Origin of the sequence: Peribacillus sp. NPDC101480, from assembly GCF_050277335.1 — a bacterium.
GTDB lineage: Bacteria > Bacillota > Bacilli > Bacillales > DSM-1321 > Peribacillus.
Window position 1 is genome coordinate 20,390 of sequence record NZ_JBNNSB010000005.1, and the last position, 26,564, is coordinate 46,953.

Sequence of the window (26,564 nt, forward strand, 5' to 3'; positions counted from 1 at the left end):
TAATGTTTAAATTAATTGAAACTTCAAGAATAAGGTGCCAAGAAATAGTGGATTTAATATGGGAGCAAGTTAATATAGAAAATCAAACGAATTTTATTTAGAGTAAAAGGGGAATTAGACTCCCCCTTCTTCTCAATATCTTAATGTCTTTTTGATTGATTCTGTCACTTGGAACTTCCTATAAAAGATAATTTTGTTCTAGTACTTCATTAATTTTTTCTTTATTGATATTTGTAATCTGCCTGTTAAAGCTATTTACTACATGCTTGATATAGGAGAGTTTGAACAGAATGGCTCTCTTATTCATTGATGAATTCTAGAATTCATTCATGGTTTTTTGCCCCTCGACATGCCTTCCTGGACAAAATTGCAGCAGCAAAAAAAATCCCAGCTGGAAGCATAGGATCTTTTTTAACTTAAATATAATTAAAGTTTGTTCTCCACCGGATGAACTGGCGCTTCCTCTATACTACTGTCGTCAGCAGACTTTTTAGACCAGTAAGTCGCGAGAATTGGTCCGGATATGTTGTGCCATGCAGCAGCCAGGACACTTGGAAGTGCCGCCAGAGGACCGAAATGTGCAGTAGCAAGCGCAACGCCCAACCCTGAGTTCTGCATGCCTACCTCAATCGAAATTGCTCTTCTATTCACTTCATCAAGTCCAAGCACTTTCGCTGCTAAGTAACCGAACAGCAGCCCAAATCCGTTGTGAAGCATTACGGCAGTGAAAATCAGGAACCCGGATGCAGCAATGCTAGTTGCATTGCCTGAGACTACTGCACTTACAATCGTAATGATAGCTGCTACCGAAATAAGCGGTAAAACGGTTAAGCTTTTTTCAACTATTACAGGGAAAAACCGCTTAATGGCCAAACCTAAAACAATCGGAAGAAGGATGACTTGGATAATGGACTTAAACATATCAAAAAAATCAACAGGCATCCATTGTCCTGCGAGCAAAAGCAGAAGCAGTGGCGTCATGATTGGAGCCAGTAAAGTTGATACCGAAGTCATAGCTATCGACAAAGGTACATTGCCTTTTGCCAGATAAACCATAACGTTAGAGGCTGTTCCGCCTGGTACACAGCCGAGCAAAACCAGTCCTGCAGCTAATTCTGCTGGTAAATTCATGAGTTTCGCAATAAGGAATGCCACAGATGGCATGATGATGAACTGGGCGCAAACCCCAATTATCACGGGCAGTGGTTTAGTAATGATGATTTTAAAATCAACGGCCTTCAATGTAAGCCCCATACCAAACATTACAACGCCAAGCAATATTGTAATATATCCCCCCAATCCCAAAAATGGCCCTGGAAAAATAAAGGCAATGACGGAAATTAAGATAACCCAGACAGCAAAATATTTGCCTGCTAATTCACTGAATGCTTCCAATACTTTCATTTCATCACACTCTTTCTTGCATGAATATTTTACTAGGATTTAATAAATTATCTGGATCAAGGGCTTCTTTAATTTTTTCCATCACAAACAGAGAGTTCCCATGTTCTTTTTTCTGATATTTTTGTTTACCGACCCCAACTCCATGTTCACCAGTGCATGTTCCCTTACGCTCAAGGGCATATAGGACAATTTGTTCATTTAGCTGTTCAGCTCTTTTAAATTCTTCCTGATTTTTGTTATCGATCATTAAGAGCACGTGATAGTTCCCATCGCCTACATGGCCGACGATCCCACCGGTAAGGCCTAGTAAATCAACAGCTTCCCTTGCATGGTGAATTGCACCAGATAGCTCTGAAATCGGAAGGCAGACATCAGTCACCATCAGTTTTTTTCCAGGATTGCCTTGAATATAAGCATAGGCAAGATTATGGCGAGCTTCCCATAGGCGGTTCCTGGCAGCATTATCTGTCTCAAATTCAATATCGAGACAATTATGTTCTGCTACTATTTCTTTAGTGAACTCTACATCTTGCTTCAAACCTGCTTCATTACCATGAAACTCCAAAAATAGTGTAGGCGCTTCGTTATAGCTTGTATCACTATAGAGGTTAACCTGCTTCATTGATGGTTCATCGACAAGCTCCACCCTTGCGATTGGAACACCTGACTGCAAAATGGAAACAACAGCTTCTACCGCATTGGTCAATTCCGGAAATGATGCTCTTGCCGCCATAACGTGTTCAGGAATTCCGTAAACTCTCAACGTCAATTCCGTAAAGCAGCCTAGCGTTCCCTCAGATCCAACAAAAAGACCGTTTAGATGGTAACCAGATGACGATTTAGCGGCCAAATTGCCAGTATGAATAATGGAACCATCTGCAAGAACCACTTCAAGATCGCGGACTTGGTCACGCATCACACCATATTTAACTGATGTCGTTCCACTGGCATTTGTTGCAGCCATTCCGCCAAGAGTTGCATCAGCACCCGGATCCACTGAAAAAAACAAACCGTATTTTTTCAGTTCTTTGTTTAGTTGCGATCGCGTTACGCCAGGCTGAACCTTAACGAGAAAATCGTTTTCACGCACTTCAAGGATTTTATTCATTAGTGAAAAATCAATGGTTATGCCTTGATGGTAAGGTATGACATGCCCCTCGAGGCTTGATCCCAAACCAAAAGGAACCATCGGGATTTTGAACATATTTGCTAATTTCACTATTTCACTTACTTGCTGTGTTGTTTCTGGAAATACAACAATATCAGGAAGACTTACAGCATGATATGACTCATCTCTTCCGTGTAATTCTCTCACAGTCTGGTTTTCTGTCACTTGATTTTCCGAAAGAACTTCCTTTAAAGCTTTTATCAAATTTACACTAGCCGCTTCCATTCAATTCTCCTTCTTTCTGCTATAACCTCTATTTTTGTCCTATCAAAAGTTTTGGTCGCTCCATACCAAGAATTAGTATTGTATTAATAAATGGTTTCCCCCTCCTTACTAACTTAAATTGATATCGCTTCCATTTATGAATGGTTCGACATGGACCATTCTTTATCATTACATAATTGGTCTAACCAATTTTCATTATACTAAATTTTTTGACTTTTTCAACAATTATCCTTTTATTAGAATTCTCCATGCACAAATGCTTATAATGTTAGTGATTATAGATGGTTCCCCACCCGTATTAGCAAAATGAAATCACCTGGAATTGCCAAATGAATGAGAATGACTGAAACTATATCTATTATTGGTCTAACCAATTTTAATGTTTGATTTTTTAAAATAATTATTTGTTTTGTTATAAAATTGCGCTTCCCCTTGATTCATAAAAGAATGCTTGTTAAAATTATTCGACTATTAGTCGTACCAACATGATTTTAGGGTTGATGTTGAAGGATGTGAAGGAAGTAATGGATTCTATACCAGTTAAATCCCCAAAAGTGTACGAAATCATCTTCAATCAAATTAGGGAATCTTTTATTAGCGGTGAATTGAAACCAGGAGATAAATTACCCCCTGAACGGGAGTTGTCCAACCGTTTTAAAGTGAGTCGAACATCAATCAGAGAGGCCCTTCGAGTATTGGAAATTAACGGAGTCATTGAGGTCAGACCAGGTGATGGGACATTCATCAGAAAATCTGATGTTCAGTCACTGATCGAACAGCTATCCACCTCAATCATCAAAGCTGAAGACAACATGGTCTATGAAATGCTTGAAGTCCGTCGAGTAATTGAAACCGAATGTGCTTTTCTTGCTGCACAGAGAGCAAACTCTCTTGATTTACAAAATATCCTTAAAGCTCTAGAAGAAATGGCACGGTCGGAACATGATGAAGAATTAGGTTTGCGAGCAGATTTACATTTCCACTATAGTATCGCACAAGCCACAAACAATTCCATATTTGCTGGATTGGTCCATACCCTTAGTGATCAAATGAAAGATACTATCCGTGCCACCAGGCGACATCGTTTCGCAAAACCGGGTCATTTTCAAGAAACGCTTCAAGAACATAAAGAAATCTACCATTCTATCGCACTAAAAGAAGCGGACAAAGCCAAGCAATTAATGGATGCCCATATCCTTCGCATTAGAGAACAGATGGCCACGGCTACACTTGAAAGCATTGGAGATGACGCCAAAATTGCTGCTTATCAAAATGAAAAAGACCATCAACGTAATGCTGAAGGTGATAAATAAGCGTCCGCTCGCGATATAACTAACCAGAACATGGAGGTATACCTGATCTTTTTAGGTGACCAATTAAATTTGACATTAAAAAAGCGCCTTTCTCAGAGGGCGCTAAGCTGGTTTTATTATAGTTAAAAAATTGATCCCCTATATAAGTAAATGTTGTTTTTATCCTTTTGACATAGTGTAGTAATCAACGTTACATTCTTTTAGTGCATCATCAATCAATATAAGCTGATCATTAATCATTGATAAGTAGGAAATATGATACTCATTAATTTGTTCCTTTAACTCCAACAGCAGCGTTTTGTCCCTAAGTACAAGGTAAATCTCGTCTGGATGTAACATATCACTTCTCCTTTTAGTCAAGATATTACCTTTTACCCAAATTATTACAAACATTAACTTTTAGATGTTTTGTACCATATTTAACAAAGGATATTTAGCTGGAGTTGGGCAATAAGTTTTTTATTGGAAACCTGTCGTATATTAGTCTTTAACGTCGAATATGCCCCCTTCTTACTTTATTGTGTTAGACTTAATAGATAAAACCATATTTTCTTGGGTTTAATTGACTTTTCTTAGTCACACATGTATTAGGAAAGGAGTGCATTAAATGGAGAAAATCAGCGTTTTTCTGGATGACTATCGGAAAGCACCCGATGGCTATGTGTTAGTCGAGACTATTGACGAATGTATAGAGCTATTGCAAAACTTTGAAATTGAACATCTCTCTTTGGACCATGACTTATTAAATAAAACCAGGAATGGTTTTATGCTTGTTCAAAAGATGGTCAAAGAAAAACTATTTGCCAATCGCATTACTATTCACTCTGCCAATTCAGTTGGCGGTAAAGCAATGTACAACTGTTTAAAGCAAGCACAACTGAATTTAACTATGCCCCCTGCCATTATTGTATCCTTACGACCATTGCCCCTCAAATTCTTCCCGTCAAAGGTACTGCAGCATTATATAGATATACGATAAACTCTTCTAAAACTCAATCTCAATGTTTCATATTGATTTTATTAAATCTGTCAGTAGGGGTAGGTAAGCTTTCCAAATAACAATATCTTAGAAGGAATGCCAAGTCCTCCCTAATAAAATAAGACCTTTAATGGCAGCAACTTTATTTTATAAGTTGTTGCTATTTATCATGATGGAGTTCACTCTAGTAGATAGATTACTAGTACATGCATACAACAAGTTTCCTGCAGTTTACGCCTATCGCCGCAAACATTTTTATGTATTTGGGAAAGGGAAAAACATTCACCCTCTCCCCTCGCTTGAAATAATCACAACAAGGGATTCGTTATAATCCGTTCCAACACTAATATTACTTTTGAGCTGGTGAGGCTTTTCACAGTTTGTGACTAGTTTTTTTCATTTCGGATTATGCGGACAGACTGCTCTGCCATATACTCCGCTCCTCTGGAAACATTATATACGACTGCGTATTCAGCACCTAAATATTGTAGAATATTTTGTATCTCATGAAATGGATTCTTTTTTCCGCAAGTATAAATATCAATGGCAGCATAATTCTTCTCTGGCCATGTATGAATGGACATATGTGAGGTGGATAGTATTAGCGTTCCTGTAACACCATATGGTTCAAATTTATGAAAGCTGCGATTCAAGACAATCATTTCCAACCGCTCTGCTGTATGATTCAATTGTTTTTCTAGTTCCTTTGCGTCATCAAGAATACTAGATTTACAGTTAAACGCATCAATAATGACATGGAATCCTTTAGTTTCCAATGTTTGTTCCCCCTTCTCTATCAATCAATGGGCCCAAATCACTTAAATCCATAAGTGTGGCACACTCCATTACTATTTAATAATTACAGTTTATGCATGTATGAGTGATTGCGATTGGACAACCTTTTTAAAAATCCGCAAAATCACAAATAATTAAGTCATTTATTTACTTACGGGAGTATGTATAACATTTGGAGATATCTTTAAAATTATACAAAAATATCGCCAACATAATAAATAAAAGTTGGCGAATCCCTAAAATAGATTTCAATAATCCATTTCCTGCTGATAAAAGCGATGAAGTGTGAGTTGATCAAGTGTATTTACTTCGGCATTGATACGCCCATAAAGGTGATAATTCTTAAATTGAAACAAAGAAGATAAATCTTTTGGAAGAGTTCCATAGGGGACATTAATTGATAGTTTATCCATGCGTTTCGTCCTGAATTCCTTTGCAGCTATATGAAAGCCCCAGTCACCAAAAGATGGAACGATTGTGTGGTAACTCATGACATCGAACCCAACACTCCCGATTGTCTGTCCTATACTCCAATAAACGAGCGGGGCATCATCCGGTGAATTGGATTGACAGACGAGTACGCCTTCATCTGCAAGGAAACTGTATAGATGGCTAAAAAGCTCTTTTGTGTATAATTTGGCTAAGATTTCATTTGCTGGGTCCGGGAAATCCACAATGATCACATTATATTTGCGAGTATTTGACGAAACGTATTTCTGGGCGTCCTGGATATGAACTTTTACACGTTTATCAAGGAATGATCCCTCGTTAAGCTTTACAATCTTGCGAACACTCTTTGCTACTTTAATGATTTCCGAATCGATATCAACAAGATCAACACGTTTGACATCACTGTACTTGAGGACTTCTCGAAGGGCTAGTCCATCTCCTCCCCCTAAAATTAAGACGCGTTTCCGTTTTTTAGACAGAGCCATCGCAGGATGAACGAGTGCCTCATGATAGATGCGTTCATCCAATGATGAGAACTGCAGTTGTTCATTGAGATACATTCTTATATCTTTAGCTTCCACTACATTGATATCCTGATATTTGCTAATCCTTTCATGAAGGACTTTATGCTTGAGTGCCTTAATTTCCCTGAGACCAATTTGGTCCCAGATATCTCCGCCGTTAAACGTTCGGCTTTCGTCTTGCATCCCATTCTTATTATTCATTTTAATCTCCTCTTTATCTTTGATGTAATGTCTCCGTTAAGGCTAGTATATGAAGGCCCTTGCTAGAACGTTTGCACAATTGTCCCATTAATTTTATTGGGAGAAAGTTACTGTTCATGAATCTTAATATAATGACTCACTTGGGATATCAGTAGTGCAGATAGAAGGAATCCTTAATAAAATAGATCACTACCGGTTCAGAATCTAACAGGGAGTGATCTATTTTGGTCCAAAAGCCATAAGTGTTGATTTAAGTCATGATTTCACTTCATTAAAATTTCAGCAGGTCTCCTTTATGCGCTTCGAGCATTTCATCCAGTATTTTTTGGCAATGGTGTCTGATGGTACTATAGGATTTATCGTCATCGCCACTAAAGCTTTATGATAATCTCCTGTGACAGCTTCAGCAGCGATCCTTTCAAAAGAATTAATTTGCTGGACCAATCTTGGACTGCTACTGGCAGATCGCCAATGCTGATTTGTCTTGGCCCTTCTTTGGTGACCAGATTCATTGGCTGATTCATCTGGAATACTCGCTATCGCCCCGTAATTGCGTATATTGACTGGCTGAATATCCCGCTTATCATTGTAAATCGAATTGATGAGACTGCAGGCCGCTTCGCTGTAATACGCTCCACCCTAGTTGAGCCGGTTTAACATTAAGTTCAGGATCTCTATACAATTCAAATAGGTCCATTTTTCAGTTGTTGAATGACCTCAGTCTGCGTCCCATTTATTGCTGAAGATTCCTTTTCTTCGATAACGGCTTTTGAATAGCCAAATGTTGCGTAATACTCGTAAAATACAAAAAAAGCAATTCACATGAAGTGTAATTGCTTTTTTTAGAAATATATGTTCGTGCTTCATCCACTCACACGGTGGATTATTAATTTTTTTCGCCTAGTTTAATTAGATCTGACATTACTTGTTTTTTACGATGGATAAAATCGTAATGGTGCTAATAATGCAAAGCGTGCCAAGCCACTCGGCAAAGCCGAAGGTTACATTCAGCCAGAAAACGGATATTAAGGTTGCGGATAATGGTTCAACCGAAGCAAATAAACTTACCTCAGAAGCCGAGATGAATTTGGTACTTTCCAAATAAAAATAAAAAGCAATGATCGTACCAAAAATGATGATGAATAAAACCGCTGAAAATGAAGGTAACGTCCAATTGCCTTCAAATGCCCATGGGGGATGGATGATGCTAAAGCATATGCCTCCAATCAACATGCCCCATCCCACAACAATCATCGCTCCCCATCTAGAAAGGAGTTTATAAGGCTGCAATGTATAGAATGCCAATGCAAAGGCTGATGTTACTCCCCAAAATACTGCCCACCCGGAAATGGATAATGTACGTATGCTTCCTCCCGTCACAAGCAAAAAGGTGCCTAAAATCGCTATGATCACAGCTACACTCACTGTAATGCTTGGAAAACGTTTGGAGCGAATGGCTAAATAACAAGTGATCAGGGCCGGTGCCAAATATTGAAGGACAGTGGCAGTGGCTGCGTTGCCATGTTCAATCGCTGCAAAATATGTGTATTGAACAGCGAGCATTCCCAGAATGGCAAAAAGGATAATATGAAGCGCCTCTTTTTTGGTTTTCCAAATCTCAAAAACTTTCAGCCTTTCATTCTTATAAGCGACACCCAATAAGATGATTCCAGATAGCAACAAGCGTACAACAGTGAGCCACTCAGGACTGAAACCTTGCTGCTGAAACAGATATTGAGCTGCCGTCCCTGACACTCCCCATAACGCAGCGCCAGTCAGTACTAGTGCAATCCCTTTGTTTCTTGAAGGTGATATAGCAACTAAAGTATCATTACTCATTTTTTTCTACCCCGCTTTTTACACGTTCCGTATGGGCTTGAATTCTTAAATAACTTTCTTTCCAATTCTTTTCTATCACCTTAAGCACCATAGTGAGATTTTCATTCCTTAATGCCTGTATAATCTGATCATGCTCATCAACGGAAAGGTGAACATCACTTACCTGATTGAAATAAAAAAGTTCCATTCGTATAAGTTTTTGTTTAAGTCCCGATAGAATCCGCTTCAATTCATCATTTGTAGAAAGATTGATGTAAATGGAATGAAAGTCATTATCTTTCTGAACGGCGACTATTTGATTTCCTTCGTCGATTGCTTTTTTCACTTCATGATTGATGGCTTCCATTTCTATTAAGTGGTTTTCTTCAATGAAATCAAAAGCCTGTTCCATAGCCAGCTTTTCCAGTGTCCAAACAATGGAGTATATGTCTAATACCCCATCGAATCTAATAGGGGAAACAATAGTTGAACGGCTCGGCTTGGTCTCGACAAATCCCTCATCCTCAAGCCTTAATAGTGCTTCTCTTATTGGGGTTCTGCTTACTCCCAACTGCTCGGCTAATTCTTTATCGCGTAATTGCTGGCCTGGCGTTAGGATTCCCTGCACAATCCAATCCCGCAAGATCATGTATGCTTCTTCACGTACAGAAGTACGTTTTATTTTTTGAGATGAATTTGTATGCTTCAACGGCTATACCTCCTTAAAATACAGATATATAATATGCAATATATCACATATTGCGTGCCGTAGAAAGAAATTATAGAAAATTTAAATCTTTGATACTTTCTTAAAACATCAAGCACATTTTTACATGATAAAAGGGAATCCTTCCATTGTAAAAACATTTCTTTTGGAATGATGAAAGTAATCCTTCTACCATGAGTCCTCGAGCTTTAAGATTTACAACGATTCACTGAAAAATAGTTCTATTTTTCAGAATATCCATAGTATGTATTTTTAAATTCTTAGAACACTAGACTGAGACTTACGGCATTTTAGTTTAATGCTCTTAGAACTCACAAAGATTAGATAGTTTTCGCAAATGAAATGAATACTTCTTCAATTTACTGACCATATTATGTGAAATTCGGTGTTTCTAAAAAAATGTCTTGAAAATATCTTGGTGCTGACCGCACACATTACATGAATATTCTATTTCCAATGCATCTTCAGTTACTGTATGAACTGTCTCTTTTTTACAAGTTTCACAAAATCTCTTTTCGGATATTTCTTTCATTTATCATTCACACTCCGTTTTATCATCAATTTTTGTACCCTTGTTAATATTATTTTGCGAATATCCAACAGAAAAAATACCTTTTTCCTGAAGTACCTCAAAAAGAAGGTAAAGAACTCAGTGAAAAAGGTAATCAAATTGTTAATTTAACCTTGGATTCCAATACATCAAAGCTGCATGAAACGGATATTCGTATTCGAAAACTCCCTCTTTTTCCAACACATATTTATTTAGGACCGTTTTTACTTCATCATAAGAAAAATGATCATCAAGAATTTTTGTTGTATTATCTCGGATCACTTCTTCATAGGTGGAATAGATTTTTTTACTTTTCAATTTAACGATCTTACAGTCCGCCAGTATTCCAAGTTGATACAAAACATTCAAGATGTGTATGTAATCCCTTTTTCTTAAATTGATCGTATATCCTCGTTGCTTCAATTCCATATAATGAGGTTTTTCTGGTCCGGTTGTCATACCTACTATCACTAATCGAGCTGCAGAATCATTCATTTTTAATAAGGTTTGACCGATTTCTGTCATACGGTAATAACAGTTAAAACCAAATACTACATCATATTTGACTTTTTTTGTCTCACTTTCCCACTTATCATGAATCAACTCCATGTTTTCGAAACCTTTTTCGTTCGCCTGGGATTCCAAAAAATTAATAATGCTTTTGGAACTATCTAAACAAGTTAGCTTCCTGACTTCTTTTGCAATTTCAAATGTATAATTACCCCATCCAGGTCCGATTTCCAATACATGATCATCCTGTTTTAATAATGCCAATAGCTCTTGCTGCACAAGTTTTGCATAAGGGTCCGCTTTATGTTGTTTTTTCGCTGCAACCTTGGAAGCCCAAAAAGCTTCTTCTGCAGCATCATCCTTTAGCCTGTTAGGTATGTTTCCTGTATGATCTGCCATCGCCTGTTTCCAAAGTTCAATATAATCTGTCATCTTTTCTCCCCTGAATTCGTATGTATTTATCGATTTTCAAATTAAAGCAAACAGCCAAATACTTCCTCTTTTAAATATATTAGCATACTATAGCTAAAACTTTGTTTTACACATAAGAAAAAGGAGCAAAAACTTTGCTCCTTTATCAACTATTGCTTATTTGTTTATACTTTTATCTTTTCGATAAAGCTGACCACGTATTTTCAAGCCATTTATCAAAGTCAGCTCCTTTTTCACCCTCATATGTATCATATATATCCATTCTCATCTTCTGGAGTTTCTCTTTGAATTCAGTATATGTGTGATTTTCTGGTAAACTCTTCTTGATCCTGACTAAGATTTTGGTCAAACCTTTAACCAACTCGCCTTTTTTCCTTGCTGGCAATTGAACATTTTCACCTAAACTTTTCAATTGACGGTAGGCGGCCTCTTGAACTTTATATACAGAATCATTACTCATGATATTTGTGAGAATGTCGATTACTTGTTTATTTTTTGACTGACCTAATTCTTCGATCGCATCTAAACGTTCTCTCCAATTAGATTTGCGATTGGCAGATTTTTTTAATTCCTCATAGTTGGCAGGTAACTCGATACCCTTTGTTTCTTTGTTGTTCAAATGAATCATTTCTCCTTCTGTCTTAGTAATCCGGATATCAAAAATGTTAATCCGATACTACAATAATCCCATTACCAGGAATGGTTTATTACATTCCTTATTATACCCTTTTCTATATTTTAATATAGTTAAATTTGTTATTCATCTGTTGTATCCTCAATCAGTCGGGTGCCGGGGGTGTGATGCTTTGCTTCTACAAACTTACCTGCACCTATAGCTCAATAAGTAGCTTCAACAGTAAAAGGCATAAATCCTGCCTGGATTCATGCCCCATAGTTGACTATGAAGTATGCAGATATTAAAAGCACAAATCTAGTCCACGTAATGTTTTTTATAATCTGGATGGATAGAAAACTTTTTACGTAAATCGGCGAGGTTTTCACCAAAACTTTCTTCTAATAGTTCTCTATGCTTCTCCATGATTTCCATCAGATACAAATCATGGATCATAACTTCTGTAATGGGCATCACTAATCCTACATGCATGGTCCATGCTGCACGGCTATCTTTGCCAAGCGAAACAATGCCTGCTACTACTTCTGAATCATCTCCACTGATAACAAGCCATCGTCCGCCATACTCTTCTGTAATTGCATAGCCCATATAATGGAGGTAAACATTAGCAAAATCACAGACGATTTCCCCATAGGCAATAATTGTTACATTGACTCCTTTATTTGCTGCCTGTCTCAGTTCATACTCTAATTCTTCGAATTCATCTTCCCATATCTCTAAAAGTATTCTTTTTTTAGCAGATAATATACAAGCTTTTACCTTATCGAGTATTTCATTGCGTCCCATGATATTCCATATATTTTCACGGTCATTTGCAGAACGTTCAAACTCCGCTAATGATTTTTCTGCCCGTTCAAAATTCTCTTCTGCTTTTATCCGACGGTTTTTTATTAGCTCCTTTGCAGGTACAGGCGTATATTGAGGTGTGTTTCCAGGACTAACCAGAATATCTCCTCTTATTGCAAGACTGTCCAGAATTTCATATATTCTTGAACGTGGTACACCGGAGTTTTTTGCGACTGCATAGCCTGTTAATGGCGATTCTTCCAATAAGGTAAGATATGCTTTCGCTTCATATTCGGTAAAATTTAGATTTTTTAATGTTTCTAAAATGTTTTCTTTCATAATCCCTCCAAAACAACCTTAGTCGCTACCTTTGTAACTAATATTTTAACAAAATCTGTTGACGCTTTCCATTTTCATCTAATATACTTACATAAGTAGTTACTTAAGTAGCAACTAATAAGAAGTAAGGGAGAAATAGTATGGATAGCTTACTTACATACATATCAATTGTTGCAATGATGGTTATTATACCAGGAGCAGATACTATGCTCTTAGTGAAAAACACGCTTAGCCATGGTACCAAAGCGGGACGGTATACGGTTCTCGGAATGGCAACGGGACTTTCTTTTTGGACGCTTATTGCAATTCTTGGACTATCTGTTGTGATTGCAAAGTCTGTGATTCTTTTCAGTGCAATCAAATATTTGGGAGCTGCCTATTTAATTTATTTAGGAATAAAAAGTTTTTTTGCTAAAAGCGTCTTTTCTTTAAAGGAAATTCAAGCACAAGCAAATACACCTGCAAAGCATTCAAATCGACATAATAAAGATTCCTTTATGCAAGCATTACTTAATAATATTCTTAATCCAAAGACCGTTTTAGTTTATATTACAATCATGCCGCAATTTATCAATTTGAATGGAAATGTAAACCAGCAATTGATTATATTAGCTTTCATATTAACCTTACTCGCTGTATTGTGGTTTCTATTTCTTGTTTATCTAATTGATTATGCAAAAAAATGGATGAACAACTCCAAATTCCAAAAAGCATTCCAAAAATCAACAGGCTTAATATTAATTGGTTTTGGTATAAAAACAGGAATTTAATTTCATTTACCAACACATCTTCTTTGATTCCATCCGTTCAGAAAATTGAACGGTTTTTTTATAAGTATGTAACGTACAGCTAACATACTGTAAACTAACCTGCACCGATAGTTTTAAAGAAAAAGCTTCCTTAAAATCTTCCATCCGTATATATGGCGCTGCAATATTGATCTGCAAAGATATTTTTCGCCTTACATCATCAATGGAGAATGATCAAGTTCCTAACATAAAAACGTCAGTATTTTCTCATAAGAGAAGAAAATACTGACGGGTAATCCCTACTATGAAGTTTAAGCATCCTGTCAATCCAAGCCACAAGCCTTGGCAAGTATTTCAACAAGGTGCATACTTTTCATTTGGTTCGCCGCTCCCTCCCTCTGGATGCCAATGCTCATTTGCATTTGGCATCCAGGGTTAACCGTCACTACGGTTGTTGCTTTGGTTTCTTTTAAGTTCTTCATTTTCTCATCAAGAATTTTCATGGATTCATCAAAGTGGAGAAGATTGTAAATACCTCCTGATGCACAGCAGCGGTCAAACCCTTCCATTTCCACATAGGAAACCCTTGGTATGGATTGCAATAATAAACGAGGTTCCTTTTGGACCTTTTGAACATTGCGTAAATGACATGAATCTTGATAAGATACGATGCCTTGCCATTCTTCAGTAAAGGGAAGCGGCCCCAATTGATGAAGAACTTGACTGATATCTTTTGATTTTTCCGAAAAAGCCCTTGCCGCCCCAGCCCATTCGTGATCATCTGACAATAGATGTCCATATTCAAGAAGCGAGGCGCCGCAGCCTCCTGCGTTATTTACAATGACATCCGCATCTGTTTTCATGAAGGCCTGGATATTCCTCTTTGCCAACGCTTTCGCTTGTTTTATTTCACCTTGATGGGAATGCAGGGCTCCGCAGCAATTCTGATTTTCAGGGAGAATGACCTCACAACCCACTAAGGTGAGCAACTCAATGGTAAGGCGGTTTATTCGTGACATCATGGAATCCATGATACACCCATTAAAAAAAGCCACCTTTAATTTCGTTTCCCCTTTTGCTGGCATTATCATACCTGTCCGGATTCGTTTGGAGGACGGCTCGATGGCTGGAAGTGCTTGTTCTAAATGTGCAAGGGCAGGGGAAACCTTTTGCAGTACATTTGTTGAACGGATAAGCTTGGATAAGCCTGTTTTTTGATAGAGATGTACTGCACTTCCAATCCTATTCATTCGTTTTGGATATGGAAAAAGATGAACCAATGCCATTTTTTTGATCTTAGTCATATTATTTTTTTGGTTTGCTGATGGGGAGTTTTCAATGGCTTCTTTTGCCGCTTCCAGTATATGTCCGTATGGCACTCCGACAGGACATGCTGTTTCACAAGCACGACAGCCCAAGCATAGGTCGATCGGTTCAGCTAAATCTTTTTGGAAATCTATTTTTCCTTCGGCTGCCATTTTCACTAGATTGATTCGACCGCGTGGAGAGGCGGATTCAACACCCATTGATTCATATGTAGGACATGCTGGTAAACAGTAACCGCATTTAACGCATTGGTTTGTCCAATCATAGACATTAGAATATAAATTTTGGAGCGCTGCATTTGTCTCGTTCGCTTTGACAGGTAGATTCATGTAACCAACACGACCCTTGTCTGGCCTTTATCAGGAAAAATCTTACCTGGATTCAGGATATTATTGGGATCCCATGCTTCTTTTATTTTTTTCATCATATTCACCCCTGTTATTCCTAATTCCATTTCCATATATGGTGACTTTAAAGTACCGATGCCATGTTCCCCGGAAAGGGTTCCGCCTAGTTCGATTGCTGCTTCAAAAATTTCACTGACTGCAAGCTCCACTTTTTTCATTTCCGTAATATTTCGTTTATCAGTAATGATGTTAGGATGTAAATTGCCATCCCCTGCATGGCCGAATACAACCAAGTTCAACCCGTATTTCTCCCGGATCTTGTTTAATCTCTCCATCATCGCCGGTATTTGACTGCGTGGAACGGTCGCGTCTTCAGAAATTTTTGTAGGACCCATTTGTGTAATGGCCGGGGAGACCAATTTACGCGCACTCCAAATCGTTTGTCGTTCCTCCTCTGTCTCCGCTATCTTGACATAGGAAGCACCTTCCGCCCTGCATATATTGGCGCATTTATTGATTTCTTCCTCAATCGCCAATGGGTGACCATCTATTTCTATGATCAAAATGGCTTCTGCCTGAAGAGGCAAACCGGAAGGCCGATAGCTTTCAACTGCACGGATGCAAGCATTATCCATCAATTCCAGTGCAGATGGTAGAATTCCTGACGATAAAATGCTGGTAATGGCATGGCCAGAGTCTATCAAATGATTGAAATGGGCGACAAATGTTTGTTTAGATTGAGGTTTTGGTATTAAGCGGATGATTGCCTCAGTAACGATGCCCAAAGTACCTTCCGATCCCACGATCAATCGGGTCAAATCATACCCTGTTACATTTTTTACGGTCTTTCCGCCAGTACGAATGATTTCTCCCGTCGGGGTTACCACCTCCAGGCCTATCACATATTCTTTTGTCGTTCCGTATTTCAATCCCTTTGGCCCGCTGGAGTTTTCTAATAGATTCCCGCCTATAGTGGCTACATTGGAGCTGCTTGGATCCGGCGGGTAGAACAAGCCGGCTTCTTCAGCCTTTTTATGAATATTTGCCGTAATTACACCTGGAGAGACAATGGCAAGCATATTTTCCCGATCAATGATCAATTTATCCCGTAAAAGGGTCATATCAAGAACCATCCCCCCTTTAACAGGTAAAGGGCCGCCACTTAGCGAAGTTCCAGATCCTCTAGGGTAAACAGGTATTTTGTGAGTATTAGCCAATTTAACCACTTTACTGATTTCCTCCGCATTTTTTGGCTGTATAACGATTTCAGGTAAATATTCCCCAAAAGAAGCGTCATAGCTATAACAATACCTTTCTGCCAAATCAAGGAACATTCTGTCACCTGGTATTACCTGACTAAGATCGTCCAAGGCTTCTTTCTCCATGCTTTTCACTTCCTTTCTTAATAGTAAGTTGGAAAAGAACTATTTATATGTAATATAATGGGATTTTATGATCCTGCTAGATATAATGATGAAAAAAAGGAGGTTATTTTTTTGAAAATTGCATTGATTCACGCAACCACAACTGCACTAAAACCAATTGAAGTGGCCTTTCGGACAGTTGCTCCGAACATTGAACTCCTTCATTTCATGGACACGGGTCTTCTCCCCTTGATGGAAAAGAGCGGCAAGTTAACTCCGGAAATCACCCGCCGCTTTTCTTCATTAGTGAATATAGCCTATGGGTCTGACGTTTCATGCATCCAACTTACTTGCTCCGCCTTTAATGACATCACTGCAATTTTACAACCTCTATATCCTGTAAAGTTATTTCGTTCAGATGAAGCCATGCTTGATGAAGCACTTCGCTACACTAGCATCGGCCTGGTTTCAACCGTAAAAGAAACACCGATTGCCCTTCAAAATTACTTATTAAATAAGAATCCGGACTGTATGATCGAGTCATTGGTCGATCCAGGGATCATCCATTTATTATCACAAGGAAAAAGAAAGGAACATGACGATCGGGTTAAAAAGATGGTGGAACAATTGGATGGAAAGACAGAAGTGATTTTGCTTTCACAATATAGTATGGAACATATTGCAAAGCAGGTTAATCCTTCTGTTCCTGTCCTAACGGCCCCTCTATTGGCTGCCAAAAGGTGTTTCGATCATTTGAATGGAACGTACAGTTGAGTTTTCTTCGAAAAAAATCAGAGCTTAGCAAGCATGATCGTTTGTCACATCTTATATATCGTTTTTAACCGTTTGTATGATGGGAACCGCCAAAAACTTTCCCGACACCTTGAATTTTTTCAAGAATTACGATTAGAAGGACTGATATGAAAATAACCACGCTTGACACGGATGCAACGATTGGATTGTAGGCATCCTGCATTTGCGAGAAAATCTCGATCGGCAGCGTTCTCATTTCCGGTGATACCATAAAGAGAGAGACCGTTACATTATCAAATGATGTCAAAAATGCGAATAATCCCCCTGAGATGGCCGCGGATCCAATTAGCGGCAGAGTCACTTTCATGAATACTGTTAATGGATTCGCTCCTAGAATGGCAGCAGCCCGTTCGAGATTGTAATCAAATCCACTTAAACCGGTTAAGACGAGCCGCATAACATAAGGTATGCAAATGACGATATGGGCAATTAAAAATCCCGTAGACGTACCGGCAAGCATCATTGGTGTAAAGTACATTAAAAGTGCAATCCCTAAGACTAATTGCGGCACACTTAATGGTGAAGTTAATAGGGCCGTAATATACGATTTTCCAGGTATATCATACTTTGCGATGCCAAGGGCACCCAAAGTGCCGAATATGACGGAGAAAAGGGCAGCTAATGCTGCGAACTTCGCACTGTTCAAAAATGCTTCCAAAAATTCAGGACGCTCCAAGATCTTGGCATACCATTGAAGTGAGAAGCCTTCAGCCGGAAAACTTGGATAATTGGCACTTGTAAAAGAAGCGGGAATAACGACAATGAGCGGTATCAAGATATAGATAATGGCCAACACGGCAACAGCGATCCGCAGGCCGCCAAACGTTTTCATCATCGGAATACCTCCTTGAATTTCCCTTTTTCAAACGCTCTGGTAAAGACCGCTACTGATATGACAGTGGTTGCTAATAGAATATAAGAAAGTGCAGATCCGAAAGTCCAATGCAGCAGGTTATTTATTTGATCATAGATGACAACAGGCATCACTGGCACATTGGCTCCCCCCATCAGTGCAGGGGTTACATAAGCACTCATTGACAAACTGAATACGAGAATGCAGCCAGATACGATACCAGGGATACTTAGCGGCAATGTAATCGAAAAGAACCTTCTGAATGGGCTTGCCCCAAGTATGGCTCCTGCCTTATCGAGAGAAGGATCGATATTATAAAGACTCGCAACGATGGATAAGATCATGAAAGGAAGATATGCATTGGAAAGCCCGATCACAACTCCGATTTCCGAAAACAATAGTTTCAATGGTGCATCTATTATGCCAAGGGCCATCAAGGTTTGATTAATCGTTCCGTTAGGCAATAGCAGGAGGTACCAGCCAAAATTACGGACAACAATACTTACCAAGAGCGGTGACACGATCAAGAGAGTGATATACCCTCTGACCCGCGCTGAACTTTTGGCCATCGTCAAGGCTACCGGATATCCAAGAAATAAAGCAACCAAGACCGAATATAAACTGATCTTCACTGTCAGCCATAAAGAAGATAAGTAATAGCTATCGGAAAATAATTGTGTATAGTTTTTCAGGCTATAAACTGCCTCCGCTCCTCCCAGATTATCTGTGGATATGAAGCTTAAATATAAAATGTATAACATCGGGATGACAAAGAAACCGAATATGAAAAGTAGAATAGGCGTTAAAAGGAGTAATCCTGGCACCCATACTTTCCTTTTCTTGATTTTAGGTTTCTTTTGCGGCTCAATAGGATTCGTATCCTTTTCTATTTCTTGACTAGCATAACTTCTGATGGGCTCCATCCAATCAACACCTCACTTCCATTTTGCCATGATGAATCGAAAGCGGAAGCTAATACTTGAATACTTTTCCCCTGTAATAGAACATTGATTTCCCATGAGGTACCAAGATAATTAATTTGGCTGATCTTAGCACGGTGGAAATCCAAAGGAGATGTAGTTTTTTCATCAAGAGAAACAATTTGCAGTTTTTCTGGTCTAATATAAAGCTTCACCTCATCCCCGGTTTTCAAATCACTATCATTTCCCATGATGTTATTTGCATCAACATGAGTGATATCAGGCCCTATCTTGACTGAAACTTTCCGCTTATCCACAGCAGACACATTCCCTTCAAAACAATTCGATTTCCCGATGAATTGAAAGACGAATTCTGTCTTAGGATGATTGTAAATCTCAGTCGGTGTACTGATTTGTTCAATTTTCCCTGCATTCATGACCACGACCCGATCAGACATGGAAAGAGCTTCTTCTTGATCATGAGTCACAAAAATGGTCGTTACGCCAATTTCCTTTTGTAAACGCTTTATCTCGGCCCTGAGTTCATGGCGCAGCTTTGCATCAAGGTTTGAAAGCGGTTCGTCAAGCAAAAGGAGCTCCGGTTCAACTACAAGTGCCCTGGAAATCGCAACACGCTGACGCTGCCCTCCAGATAATTCCCTTGGATAACGATTTTCCAATCCTGACATTTTCACTAATTCAAGCGCTTTACTTATTTTCTTTTTTTGTTCAGCTTTACCGACCTTGCGCAGCTTCAAGCCAAAACTAAGATTTTCATAGACAGTCATATGAGGAAAAAGCGAATAAGTTTGAAAAACCATTCCTAAATCTCGCTTATAAGGCGGAACCTTCGTAACATTATTGCCCTTAATATGAACCTCGCCCCGATCTGCATCGAGGAACCCTGCAATGAGGTTCAAGGTTGTTGACTTTCCGCAACCGGAAGGCCCAAGAAGAGTGAGTAACTCTCCTTGTTTCACCTCCAGGTCAATGCCATTGAGGACAACATTCGCTCCAAATTGTTTAAACGCGCCTTTTATCTCTACATCATTTTTATTTGAACCGAACCCCTGAACTGCCTCCAGGTGCTGCCTATTAATTTCCACATCTTTTTTTAATACTTCCATGTGATCAACACGCTCCTTTTATTTGAGTTTTTTCCCTAATTCAGGAGTAACCTCTTTCGCCCATCTGTCTGACACCTCGGCACGGATTTCGGCAAATTTGGCGAAATCAGGTTTGAATGTTTTATCACTTGCTTCAAGACCGATTGACTCTTCATATTTCTCTGGGATTTTCATGCCTTCTACCGTCGGATAAAATCCTTTTTCGGAAATTAATGCTTGAGCTTCTTCACTGATTACATAGTTGATAAATTCAAGGGCTTCTTTGCTATTAGGTGTATTTTTCACTAGACCTGCGCTGAAGGCTTGAAGCGGCACGCCTTCTTTAGGCACGGCCATCTTAATCGGAATGCCTGAAACGGCTAGTTCACCTATGGAATAACTTCCCATGACCGTTACGTCAGCAGCTCCTTGTTGGATTGCTGGCATCATTTGCGTTGAGTTTTTATAAAATGTATTGGAATACGCTGCAAGATCTTTAGCCTTTTCTAGACCTGGCTCCATATCTTCCGTACTGCCGCCGTTTGATATCGCCAGACCATTAAGGGTATTGAAGCCCCAATCATTCGTAATATCTGAAAATGCCGTTTTACCCTCGTACTCAGGAGAAACAAGATCATTCCAGGATTCAATTGATTTTAACCCTTTCTTTTTGAAGGTTTCCGTATTATAAGCTGGTGCAATGACTAAACCGAATGCTGGTGCGGCCGCCTTTTCAATCGGAATGAAACGCGGGTCCACCGATTTCATATTGGGAACATTGGACTCATCAATTGGTACGATCAGTTCCTTCTCCTGAGCGCGAATTACATCAACCGGTACAAAAAGGGCAACATCTATTTGCGGAGCGTTTTTCTGTAATTCGACTTTGGATAGGATTTCACCTGATAAACCGGAAATATAATTAACAGTGATTCCCGTTTCTTCTTTGAACTTTGGTGCAATCACATCTCGGATGGCACTTTCAATGACACCGCCATTACCGGCTATCGTAATTTTCTTCTCTCCTTTTTCCCCTGCACTTGTTTGTACGGATTCCCCCGGTTTTTGAGGAGTGGGGTTACCACAACCCGCAAGAGCGATCAATACTATTATCGATAATAGACTCATCAGTTTTTTCATTGTCATTGCCTCCCATTTTTCATTGATTTTCAATAATTCCTTGTTCGGTAAAATAATTCATGGCTCCTGGATGAAAATCGAGTGGAACTTGTTTGGTTGCTTCATCTATTGAAATATCAGAAGCAGCCGGATGTGTATGCTGCAGTTCAGGCAGATGTTCATATAATGTTTTCACAAGATTGTATGCATGAGGGTCAGACATTTCCTTGTAGGTTACCAAGACGTTTTTAATTGAAATAGTTTGGACATTTTTCTTCATTCCCCTGTATGTATCTCTAGGAATTTCATCATGAGTATAAACTCCATATTGTTTCTGAAGACGTTCAATGATGTCTCCTGGTATTGGAATGAAAGATAGCTCCATTTGTTTGGATATGAAAGCGATTTCATTATTCGGAATTCCCGAAGAAAAGAAAGCTGCATCAATGGTACCATTTCGTAATGCTTCTGCGGATTGTGAAAAAGAAAGATAAGATAAATTCAATTGTTCAGTCGGTAAATCAGATTCTAACAATACCCGCTCTGCAATAAGTCTTGTACCGCTTCCTGCCGTTCCCACACTAATGCGTTTACCAACTAAATCTTCTAAGGAATCCATATCATTTTGTTTAGCAGTAACAATTTGAACATAATTAGAATATAGGGCCGTTAAAGCTCTTAACTTGGATTTATCCGTCTCTGGCAAATCCAGTACATCCACTGTGGTAAAACCAATTTCTGCCCGATGGAGGCTAACCAATTCAGTATTTTCGATGGAAGCATCGGTTACCTGGGTTCCTGACACAGCTCCATTATATTTTTCATACATATTTGATAATCTTTGTCCTAATGAAAAATAAACACCTGTCATATCTCCAGTCCCAATGATTAGCATCCTATTATTTAAATCCTGTCCTTCAGAAGTTAGTTGACTCTGAATCAAGGTAGAAGCAGGTTTAGAAATTTCCTGCTGCTCATTCATAAAAGAACATCCTGTCATGAAACAAAATAACAAAGCGACTTTTATAAAGAGTGCTCCATTCTTCATCTTGGCCCTCCTTTCTTAATGAATTTAGATGCAAATATCATGCCAAGTCGATTTTCTGCTTTAATACGCAAATCCTGCCGATTTTTTGGGTGTTACTCAAGTATAAACCGGCAATTTTTTCCGGTTACACAGAAAAAAATGCCGGTTAACACGATAATCCTGTTATTCTCCTTTTGAAATGAGCTTGATTTTATCACGAAGGCTTCTTTCAGAAATTTTTAAGATTTGAGCTGTTTTTTGTCGATGGTTTTTACAATATTGAAGAGTCGCCGTTATGACCTTTTCTTCTATCTCTTTCATGGAAATGCCAATGGGAATCCTAAAACTGTTAAAATCGTCGTCATTGCCATCCGGCTGGAGAATGAACTTCTGTTCTTGTACATATTGCGGCAAATCGGTTTCTTCCATTCTTTTCGAGTTTGATAGGGCCACAGCATATTCTATAATGTTACCAAGCTCACGGACATTCCCAGGGTAATGATAATCCAGTAAAATTCGACGTGCGGTTGCCGAGAATGTCTTTTCTTCACGTTTCATATCCTTAGCGTGCTTTTTTAAAAAATAATCCATAAGGATCGGTAAATCTTCTTTTCTATCTCTTAAAGGCGGCATCGAGATGGGAATGACATTTAGCCTGAAATACAAATCCTCCCTAAATTCCCCTTCCATCACCATTTGCTCCAGGTTTTTATTGGCTGCACTTATAATCCGGACATCCAATGAGATTTTTGTATTGGATCCCAGTGGCGTCACTTCCCGTTCCTGCAATACCCTTAATAATTTAGCTTGAAGAGGAAGGGGCATTTCACTAATCTCATCCAGAAAAAGGATGCCTCCATTAGCAGCAACGAATTTCCCTTCCTTCCTCTGAGTTGCACCGGAAAATGCTCCCTTCTCGTAACCGAATAATTCAGATTCCAGCAGCATCTCAGGAATTGCTGCACAATTGACAATCTGCATGGGATTGTTTTTCCTTCTTCCCAGCGTATGGATGTTTCGGGCTACAAGCTCCTTACCAGTACCACTCTCACCCGTGATAAGAACACTGGAATCAATATCTTTCACTCTTTCTATCATTGAGAAAATACGCTGCATCGCCTTGCTGTTACCAAGGAAGTTACCAAATCCCTTTTGAATCTCTAATTCTTCATGTAATGTCTCCAATTGATTGGACATCTGTTTGAATTCGGCTGCCCTCATCAACAGCAAAGAAAGTTCTTCAATATTAATTGGCTTTTCAATATAGTAGTAGGCTCCTTTTTTTATAGCCTCGATGGAAGTTTCAATGGATGAATAGGCAGTCATCATGATGACTGTCACGTTAGGTGCTATTTGTTTGGTTTTCTGTAGGACATCAAGTCCACTTTTATTCCCTATTCTCAAATCAAGTAACACAATATCAAAGTGCTGATTCTCGATCTTTCGAAGACCCTCATCGGGGTCAGTAGTTGTTACGACTTGATAGGAATCTTCCAATGCAAAGCTAAGAGCGGTGCAAATAGCAGGTTCATCATCAATCACCAATACATGCATTTTCATATTACTCCTCCTCTTTCCAGGCTTCTATTCGATATATAAAGGTAGTAAAATGGTGAATTTCGTTCCTGAATTAGGATAACTCTTCACATGGATATCTCCGTTATTCTCTTTAATTAGCCTATACGATAACGTAAGTCCCAAACCGACTCCCTTTTCTTTATTTGTGAAAAAAGGTTCGAAAATATGGTACAGTTCCTCCTGTTTCATCCCTTTTCCTGTATCGGATATGGTAATCCGCCCTGTCTTTTCGTTCTCTTTATCAATGGTGATATTAATGGTCTTTTCCTTTGTTTCTTCAACGGCATGAATCGAATTCAACACCAAGTTAAGAAGTACTTGTTGAATTTGTTGTAAATCTATATAAAAAATAAGGTCCTCCTCAATCGTCTGCTCGAAATTTATTTGGTTTTTTTCCATTGTCACCTTATGAAAAGCAAGTAATGATATAAGTTCATGAGCGTGACAATTGGTAATATTTGGCGGACGAGGACGTGCATATTCAATTAAATCGGTAACAATCGCATTCAAACGATTAACTTCTGTAGGCAAGTGTTCCATTAGAACTTGTCGGAATTGAGGATTATCATATTTACTCGGAAGTAAATCAATGAATGTTTTTATCGATGTCAAAGGATTCCTTATTTCATGTGCGACACCTGCAACGAGTTGACCAAGAGCGTGCAGCTTTTCTTGTGTGACCAATTTTTTCTCCAATGTTTTCTTTTCGGTCTCATCACTCATGGAAAGCAAATATCCGGTTTGTATATCTTCAGAATTGAACATCTTATGCATCGAATATGAAATCATCTTCTGTTCATTTTCCTCATTAAGTACAAAGATCCGAAAAGAACCCGTACGATTATTCTCCCTTTGTTCTTGATGTAAAGCTTCGAAATTCTTCATTAATTGTGAATGATTCATAAGATTCAGAATCATTTCCTTGGAAATGTTGAGAATGTCCGATGCCTTTGCATTGCAGCTGGTAATCATGAAATCGAGATCGAATGTTATGATTCCATTATTGATATTGTTTAAGATTTGATCTTTGAATGCTTCTGCGTTAGCGATGTTTTGCCTTTGTTTCTCTAAATCCTTATTTAATAAATGTAATTTTAACGTCTGGTTATGAACGGATTTTTTTAGCTTTTGATTCCATATGTAAATGAATAGTAGGATAAGGGCTACTGCAGTTAAGCTGATAATCAACCAGAATATGAATTGCTCCAGCCTAGCAATTTTTTGATTGGATTGTGGCATGACCCATTTATCAATTATCCCATTGATATTCCGGTTTGCTTTAAGTTCTGTCAGTGTATTATCCATCATGAAAAGAAGCGATTGATTCCCTTTTTTTACTGCAATCGTATAATCCGCCGGTTCAATGACTTCATCAAGAATGATGTAATTCTTTTCTTGGCGGAATTTTTTCAAATAGAAATCAGCAGTCCATTTGTTTCCGATGAATACATCTGCACGGTTGTTCAATAATGTTAAAATACCCGAGTATTGATTCGAAACGGTCGTTAAATTTGTATTCCTCATATTGAGAAAAGTACTGATTACTGGAGTGTTATGGTCAAGGACAACATGTGAATCACGTAGATCCGTTAACGTATGAATTTCCTGTTTCCTTTTACTAGGAATGATTATTGATTGGGACATTGTAAAATAGGATTGAGTGAAATCAAGTCGGTTATCTTTTTCGGTATTATAGGTACTTCCAACAATGGCATCAATTGTTCCGTTACTCAAGGCTTTTTCGGCTTCTTCCATCCTCATCGGAATATATTTGAAATCTACGCCATTATATTTTGCTATTTCCTCCATTAAATCAATATTGATGCCTGTCAGCTCACCAGCTTCATTTTCAAATGAAAATGGAGGAAGAGCACTTTCTCCAGCAATTATAAAAGTCTTTTGTTCAGCAAAAACAGCGGGAGACCAAATCGTTTGAACATAGACTATCATGCAAAATATACTTAGTTTAAACAGCTGCTTTTTAATTAAGAGCCCTCCTTCTGTGTCAAAATCCTTGCAGTCAGTGTTTCTCGCACCATGATAATATACTTCTCCAATAAGGGCTTGAACCCTTTAAAATGCAAAGAATTCTTGACACAATCTAACAATTTCCTACAAAAAGTTGTGTAATTCTGTCTTAACAAATAAATTTAACCCCAGCAACCTTTGCTGGGGTTTAGGGTAGAGATAGACTTCTTATTTTAAATTAGAAGAAGAGCCAGTTTGCTTTTTTTAAAAATCCAGTTGATTTCAGAATTTCGCTCCCTTTCCGCCGCCTGTCTGCCAAGCCTCCTCGAAGCAAGCGTCTGTTTAGACTCTGCTAGCCAGTTATTCGGGCAGGAGTCTCGCATATTTCTTCAATCTAATGGGGGTTTCATTCTAAAAAAATGAAGGATAAACATGTCTTTCTTTAAAATCATGGTTGGCATTGAGACACTTCGGAACATATAGATGCATTGGCATTTTTATGTTAAAGTAATTTCCATTTCAAGGCTTATTAACATTTG

Annotated in this window: 24 protein-coding genes; 4 read left to right on the forward strand and 20 right to left on the reverse strand. The window is 38.6% G+C overall.

What is annotated here, in order from left to right; all coding sequences use genetic code 11:
- Positions 1 to 426: 426 nt before the first annotated feature.
- Together ACQKMF_RS17245 and ACQKMF_RS17250 are read right to left on the reverse strand one after the other, a co-directional pair.
- A complete protein-coding gene (locus tag ACQKMF_RS17245; RefSeq protein WP_427574205.1) occupies positions 427 to 1,404 on the reverse strand; it encodes a bile acid:sodium symporter family protein in 978 nt (325 codons plus the stop codon).
- A 4-nt stretch (positions 1,405 to 1,408) separates the two neighbouring features.
- Positions 1,409 to 2,797 (reverse strand): FAD-binding oxidoreductase, encoded by a 1,389-nt coding sequence (locus tag ACQKMF_RS17250; protein ID WP_101222165.1) that lies wholly within the window; start codon positions 2,795 to 2,797, stop codon positions 1,409 to 1,411.
- Positions 2,798 to 3,321: 524 nt separating this feature from the next.
- Here ACQKMF_RS17250 and ACQKMF_RS17255 point away from each other — a divergent pair.
- Complete coding sequence (locus tag ACQKMF_RS17255) at positions 3,322 to 4,110, forward strand: FadR/GntR family transcriptional regulator (RefSeq protein WP_230175957.1); 789 nt, start codon at positions 3,322 to 3,324, stop codon at positions 4,108 to 4,110.
- A gap of 159 nt (positions 4,111 to 4,269) precedes the next feature.
- Here the strand turns inward: ACQKMF_RS17255 and ACQKMF_RS17260 are convergent, their stop codons facing one another.
- Entirely contained in the window at positions 4,270 to 4,449 is a 180-nt protein-coding gene (locus tag ACQKMF_RS17260) for a hypothetical protein (RefSeq protein WP_260357679.1), read from the reverse strand.
- Positions 4,450 to 4,717: 268 nt separating this feature from the next.
- Here ACQKMF_RS17260 and ACQKMF_RS17265 point away from each other — a divergent pair, with 268 nt between their 5' ends.
- Positions 4,718 to 5,089: a cyclic-phosphate processing receiver domain-containing protein gene (locus tag ACQKMF_RS17265; RefSeq protein ID WP_260357680.1), complete on the forward strand. Its 372-nt coding sequence runs from the start codon at positions 4,718 to 4,720 to the stop codon at positions 5,087 to 5,089.
- A gap of 386 nt (positions 5,090 to 5,475) precedes the next feature.
- Here the strand turns inward: ACQKMF_RS17265 and speD are convergent, their stop codons facing one another.
- From speD to ACQKMF_RS17305, 8 genes are all read right to left on the reverse strand, one after another.
- Complete coding sequence (gene speD, locus ACQKMF_RS17270) at positions 5,476 to 5,865, reverse strand: adenosylmethionine decarboxylase (RefSeq protein WP_157830986.1); 390 nt, start codon at positions 5,863 to 5,865, stop codon at positions 5,476 to 5,478.
- A gap of 267 nt (positions 5,866 to 6,132) precedes the next feature.
- Positions 6,133 to 7,059, reverse strand: coding sequence for a spermidine synthase (locus ACQKMF_RS17275; RefSeq protein WP_402937031.1), 927 nt, complete (start codon positions 7,057 to 7,059; stop codon positions 6,133 to 6,135).
- A gap of 279 nt (positions 7,060 to 7,338) precedes the next feature.
- Positions 7,339 to 7,662 (reverse strand): hypothetical protein, encoded by a 324-nt coding sequence (locus ACQKMF_RS17280; RefSeq protein WP_427574478.1) that lies wholly within the window; start codon positions 7,660 to 7,662, stop codon positions 7,339 to 7,341.
- Between the two features lie 318 nt (positions 7,663 to 7,980).
- Positions 7,981 to 8,898, reverse strand: coding sequence for a DMT family transporter (locus tag ACQKMF_RS17285; RefSeq protein ID WP_427574209.1), 918 nt, complete (start codon positions 8,896 to 8,898; stop codon positions 7,981 to 7,983).
- Positions 8,891 to 9,586, reverse strand: coding sequence for a GntR family transcriptional regulator (locus ACQKMF_RS17290; RefSeq protein WP_427574211.1), 696 nt, complete (start codon positions 9,584 to 9,586; stop codon positions 8,891 to 8,893). The genes ACQKMF_RS17285 and ACQKMF_RS17290 overlap by 8 nt, the downstream gene beginning before the upstream one ends.
- Before the next feature lie 691 nt (positions 9,587 to 10,277).
- On the reverse strand, positions 10,278 to 11,096 hold the full coding sequence (locus ACQKMF_RS17295) for a class I SAM-dependent methyltransferase (RefSeq protein ID WP_427574213.1): 819 nt from the start codon (positions 11,094 to 11,096) through the stop codon (positions 10,278 to 10,280).
- Between the two features lie 172 nt (positions 11,097 to 11,268).
- The gene (locus ACQKMF_RS17300; RefSeq protein WP_101222175.1) at positions 11,269 to 11,724 is read right to left on the reverse strand and encodes a HEAT repeat domain-containing protein; all 456 of its coding nucleotides are present in this window, start codon (positions 11,722 to 11,724) and stop codon (positions 11,269 to 11,271) included.
- Between the two features lie 303 nt (positions 11,725 to 12,027).
- A complete protein-coding gene (locus ACQKMF_RS17305; protein ID WP_101222176.1) occupies positions 12,028 to 12,855 on the reverse strand; it encodes a TrmB family transcriptional regulator in 828 nt (275 codons plus the stop codon).
- A 140-nt stretch (positions 12,856 to 12,995) separates the two neighbouring features.
- On the opposite strand from ACQKMF_RS17305, the gene ACQKMF_RS17310 reads away from it, so the two are divergent.
- Positions 12,996 to 13,625 (forward strand): homoserine/threonine efflux transporter, encoded by a 630-nt coding sequence (locus tag ACQKMF_RS17310; protein WP_101222177.1) that lies wholly within the window; start codon positions 12,996 to 12,998, stop codon positions 13,623 to 13,625.
- A gap of 302 nt (positions 13,626 to 13,927) precedes the next feature.
- On the opposite strand, the gene ACQKMF_RS17315 is transcribed toward ACQKMF_RS17310, so the two are convergent.
- Positions 13,928 to 15,259, reverse strand: coding sequence for a (Fe-S)-binding protein (locus tag ACQKMF_RS17315; protein WP_427574216.1), 1,332 nt, complete (start codon positions 15,257 to 15,259; stop codon positions 13,928 to 13,930).
- Positions 15,256 to 16,662 carry an FAD-binding oxidoreductase gene (locus ACQKMF_RS17320; protein ID WP_101222179.1) on the reverse strand — a complete coding sequence of 469 codons (1,407 nt, stop codon included), beginning with the start codon at positions 16,660 to 16,662 and terminating at the stop codon, positions 15,256 to 15,258. The genes ACQKMF_RS17315 and ACQKMF_RS17320 overlap by 4 nt, the downstream gene beginning before the upstream one ends.
- A 111-nt stretch (positions 16,663 to 16,773) precedes the next feature.
- Between ACQKMF_RS17320 and ACQKMF_RS17325 the strand changes: the two genes are divergently transcribed.
- On the forward strand, positions 16,774 to 17,415 hold the full coding sequence (locus ACQKMF_RS17325; protein ID WP_101222180.1) for a hypothetical protein: 642 nt from the start codon (positions 16,774 to 16,776) through the stop codon (positions 17,413 to 17,415).
- Positions 17,416 to 17,479: 64 nt separating this feature from the next.
- Here ACQKMF_RS17325 and ACQKMF_RS17330 read toward each other — a convergent pair whose 3' ends face one another.
- The 7 genes from ACQKMF_RS17330 to ACQKMF_RS17360 all read right to left on the reverse strand — a co-directional run bounded on the left by ACQKMF_RS17330 (position 17,480) and on the right by ACQKMF_RS17360 (position 26,007).
- A complete protein-coding gene (locus tag ACQKMF_RS17330) occupies positions 17,480 to 18,286 on the reverse strand; it encodes an ABC transporter permease (RefSeq protein ID WP_094246734.1) in 807 nt (268 codons plus the stop codon).
- Positions 18,286 to 19,230, reverse strand: coding sequence for an ABC transporter permease (locus ACQKMF_RS17335; protein ID WP_260357687.1), 945 nt, complete (start codon positions 19,228 to 19,230; stop codon positions 18,286 to 18,288). Before ACQKMF_RS17335 ends, ACQKMF_RS17330 begins: the two co-directional genes overlap by 1 nt.
- The gene (locus tag ACQKMF_RS17340; RefSeq protein ID WP_427574219.1) at positions 19,194 to 20,354 is read right to left on the reverse strand and encodes an ABC transporter ATP-binding protein; all 1,161 of its coding nucleotides are present in this window, start codon (positions 20,352 to 20,354) and stop codon (positions 19,194 to 19,196) included. Before ACQKMF_RS17340 ends, ACQKMF_RS17335 begins: the two co-directional genes overlap by 37 nt.
- Before the next feature lie 18 nt (positions 20,355 to 20,372).
- Positions 20,373 to 21,473: an extracellular solute-binding protein gene (locus ACQKMF_RS17345; protein WP_427574221.1), complete on the reverse strand. Its 1,101-nt coding sequence runs from the start codon at positions 21,471 to 21,473 to the stop codon at positions 20,373 to 20,375.
- A gap of 19 nt (positions 21,474 to 21,492) precedes the next feature.
- Positions 21,493 to 22,500 (reverse strand): TAXI family TRAP transporter solute-binding subunit, encoded by a 1,008-nt coding sequence (locus tag ACQKMF_RS17350; RefSeq protein WP_427574223.1) that lies wholly within the window; start codon positions 22,498 to 22,500, stop codon positions 21,493 to 21,495.
- 162 nt (positions 22,501 to 22,662) lie between these two features.
- Complete coding sequence (locus tag ACQKMF_RS17355; RefSeq protein ID WP_427574225.1) at positions 22,663 to 24,039, reverse strand: sigma-54-dependent transcriptional regulator; 1,377 nt, start codon at positions 24,037 to 24,039, stop codon at positions 22,663 to 22,665.
- Positions 24,040 to 24,063: 24 nt separating this feature from the next.
- Entirely contained in the window at positions 24,064 to 26,007 is a 1,944-nt protein-coding gene (locus ACQKMF_RS17360; RefSeq protein ID WP_427574227.1) for a transporter substrate-binding domain-containing protein, read from the reverse strand.
- Positions 26,008 to 26,564 lie beyond the last annotated feature (557 nt).

What these genes read in the sequence shown, in the direction of transcription:
- ACQKMF_RS17245 (WP_427574205.1), bottom strand. Translation starts at nt 1,404, where the DNA reads ATGAAAGTATTGGAAGCATTCAGTGAATTAGCAGGCAAATATTTTGCT.
- ACQKMF_RS17250 (WP_101222165.1), bottom strand. Translation starts at nt 2,797, where the DNA reads ATGGAAGCGGCTAGTGTAAATTTGATAAAAGCTTTAAAGGAAGTTCTT.
- ACQKMF_RS17255 (WP_230175957.1), top strand. Translation starts at nt 3,322, where the DNA reads ATGGATTCTATACCAGTTAAATCCCCAAAAGTGTACGAAATCATCTTC.
- ACQKMF_RS17260 (WP_260357679.1), bottom strand. Translation starts at nt 4,449, where the DNA reads ATGTTACATCCAGACGAGATTTACCTTGTACTTAGGGACAAAACGCTG.
- ACQKMF_RS17265 (WP_260357680.1), top strand. Translation starts at nt 4,718, where the DNA reads ATGGAGAAAATCAGCGTTTTTCTGGATGACTATCGGAAAGCACCCGAT.
- ACQKMF_RS17275 (WP_402937031.1), bottom strand. Translation starts at nt 7,059, where the DNA reads ATGAATAATAAGAATGGGATGCAAGACGAAAGCCGAACGTTTAACGGC.
- ACQKMF_RS17285 (WP_427574209.1), bottom strand. Translation starts at nt 8,898, where the DNA reads ATGAGTAATGATACTTTAGTTGCTATATCACCTTCAAGAAACAAAGGG.
- ACQKMF_RS17295 (WP_427574213.1), bottom strand. Translation starts at nt 11,096, where the DNA reads ATGACAGATTATATTGAACTTTGGAAACAGGCGATGGCAGATCATACA.
- ACQKMF_RS17300 (WP_101222175.1), bottom strand. Translation starts at nt 11,724, where the DNA reads ATGATTCATTTGAACAACAAAGAAACAAAGGGTATCGAGTTACCTGCC.
- ACQKMF_RS17305 (WP_101222176.1), bottom strand. Translation starts at nt 12,855, where the DNA reads ATGAAAGAAAACATTTTAGAAACATTAAAAAATCTAAATTTTACCGAA.
- ACQKMF_RS17310 (WP_101222177.1), top strand. Translation starts at nt 12,996, where the DNA reads ATGGATAGCTTACTTACATACATATCAATTGTTGCAATGATGGTTATT.
- ACQKMF_RS17315 (WP_427574216.1), bottom strand. Translation starts at nt 15,259, where the DNA reads ATGAATCTACCTGTCAAAGCGAACGAGACAAATGCAGCGCTCCAAAAT.
- ACQKMF_RS17320 (WP_101222179.1), bottom strand. Translation starts at nt 16,662, where the DNA reads ATGGAGAAAGAAGCCTTGGACGATCTTAGTCAGGTAATACCAGGTGAC.
- ACQKMF_RS17330 (WP_094246734.1), bottom strand. Translation starts at nt 18,286, where the DNA reads ATGAAAACGTTTGGCGGCCTGCGGATCGCTGTTGCCGTGTTGGCCATT.
- ACQKMF_RS17335 (WP_260357687.1), bottom strand. Translation starts at nt 19,230, where the DNA reads ATGGAGCCCATCAGAAGTTATGCTAGTCAAGAAATAGAAAAGGATACG.
- ACQKMF_RS17340 (WP_427574219.1), bottom strand. Translation starts at nt 20,354, where the DNA reads ATGGAAGTATTAAAAAAAGATGTGGAAATTAATAGGCAGCACCTGGAG.
- ACQKMF_RS17345 (WP_427574221.1), bottom strand. Translation starts at nt 21,473, where the DNA reads ATGAAAAAACTGATGAGTCTATTATCGATAATAGTATTGATCGCTCTT.
- ACQKMF_RS17350 (WP_427574223.1), bottom strand. Translation starts at nt 22,500, where the DNA reads ATGAAGAATGGAGCACTCTTTATAAAAGTCGCTTTGTTATTTTGTTTC.
- ACQKMF_RS17355 (WP_427574225.1), bottom strand. Translation starts at nt 24,039, where the DNA reads ATGAAAATGCATGTATTGGTGATTGATGATGAACCTGCTATTTGCACC.
- ACQKMF_RS17360 (WP_427574227.1), bottom strand. Translation starts at nt 26,007, where the DNA reads ATGATAGTCTATGTTCAAACGATTTGGTCTCCCGCTGTTTTTGCTGAA.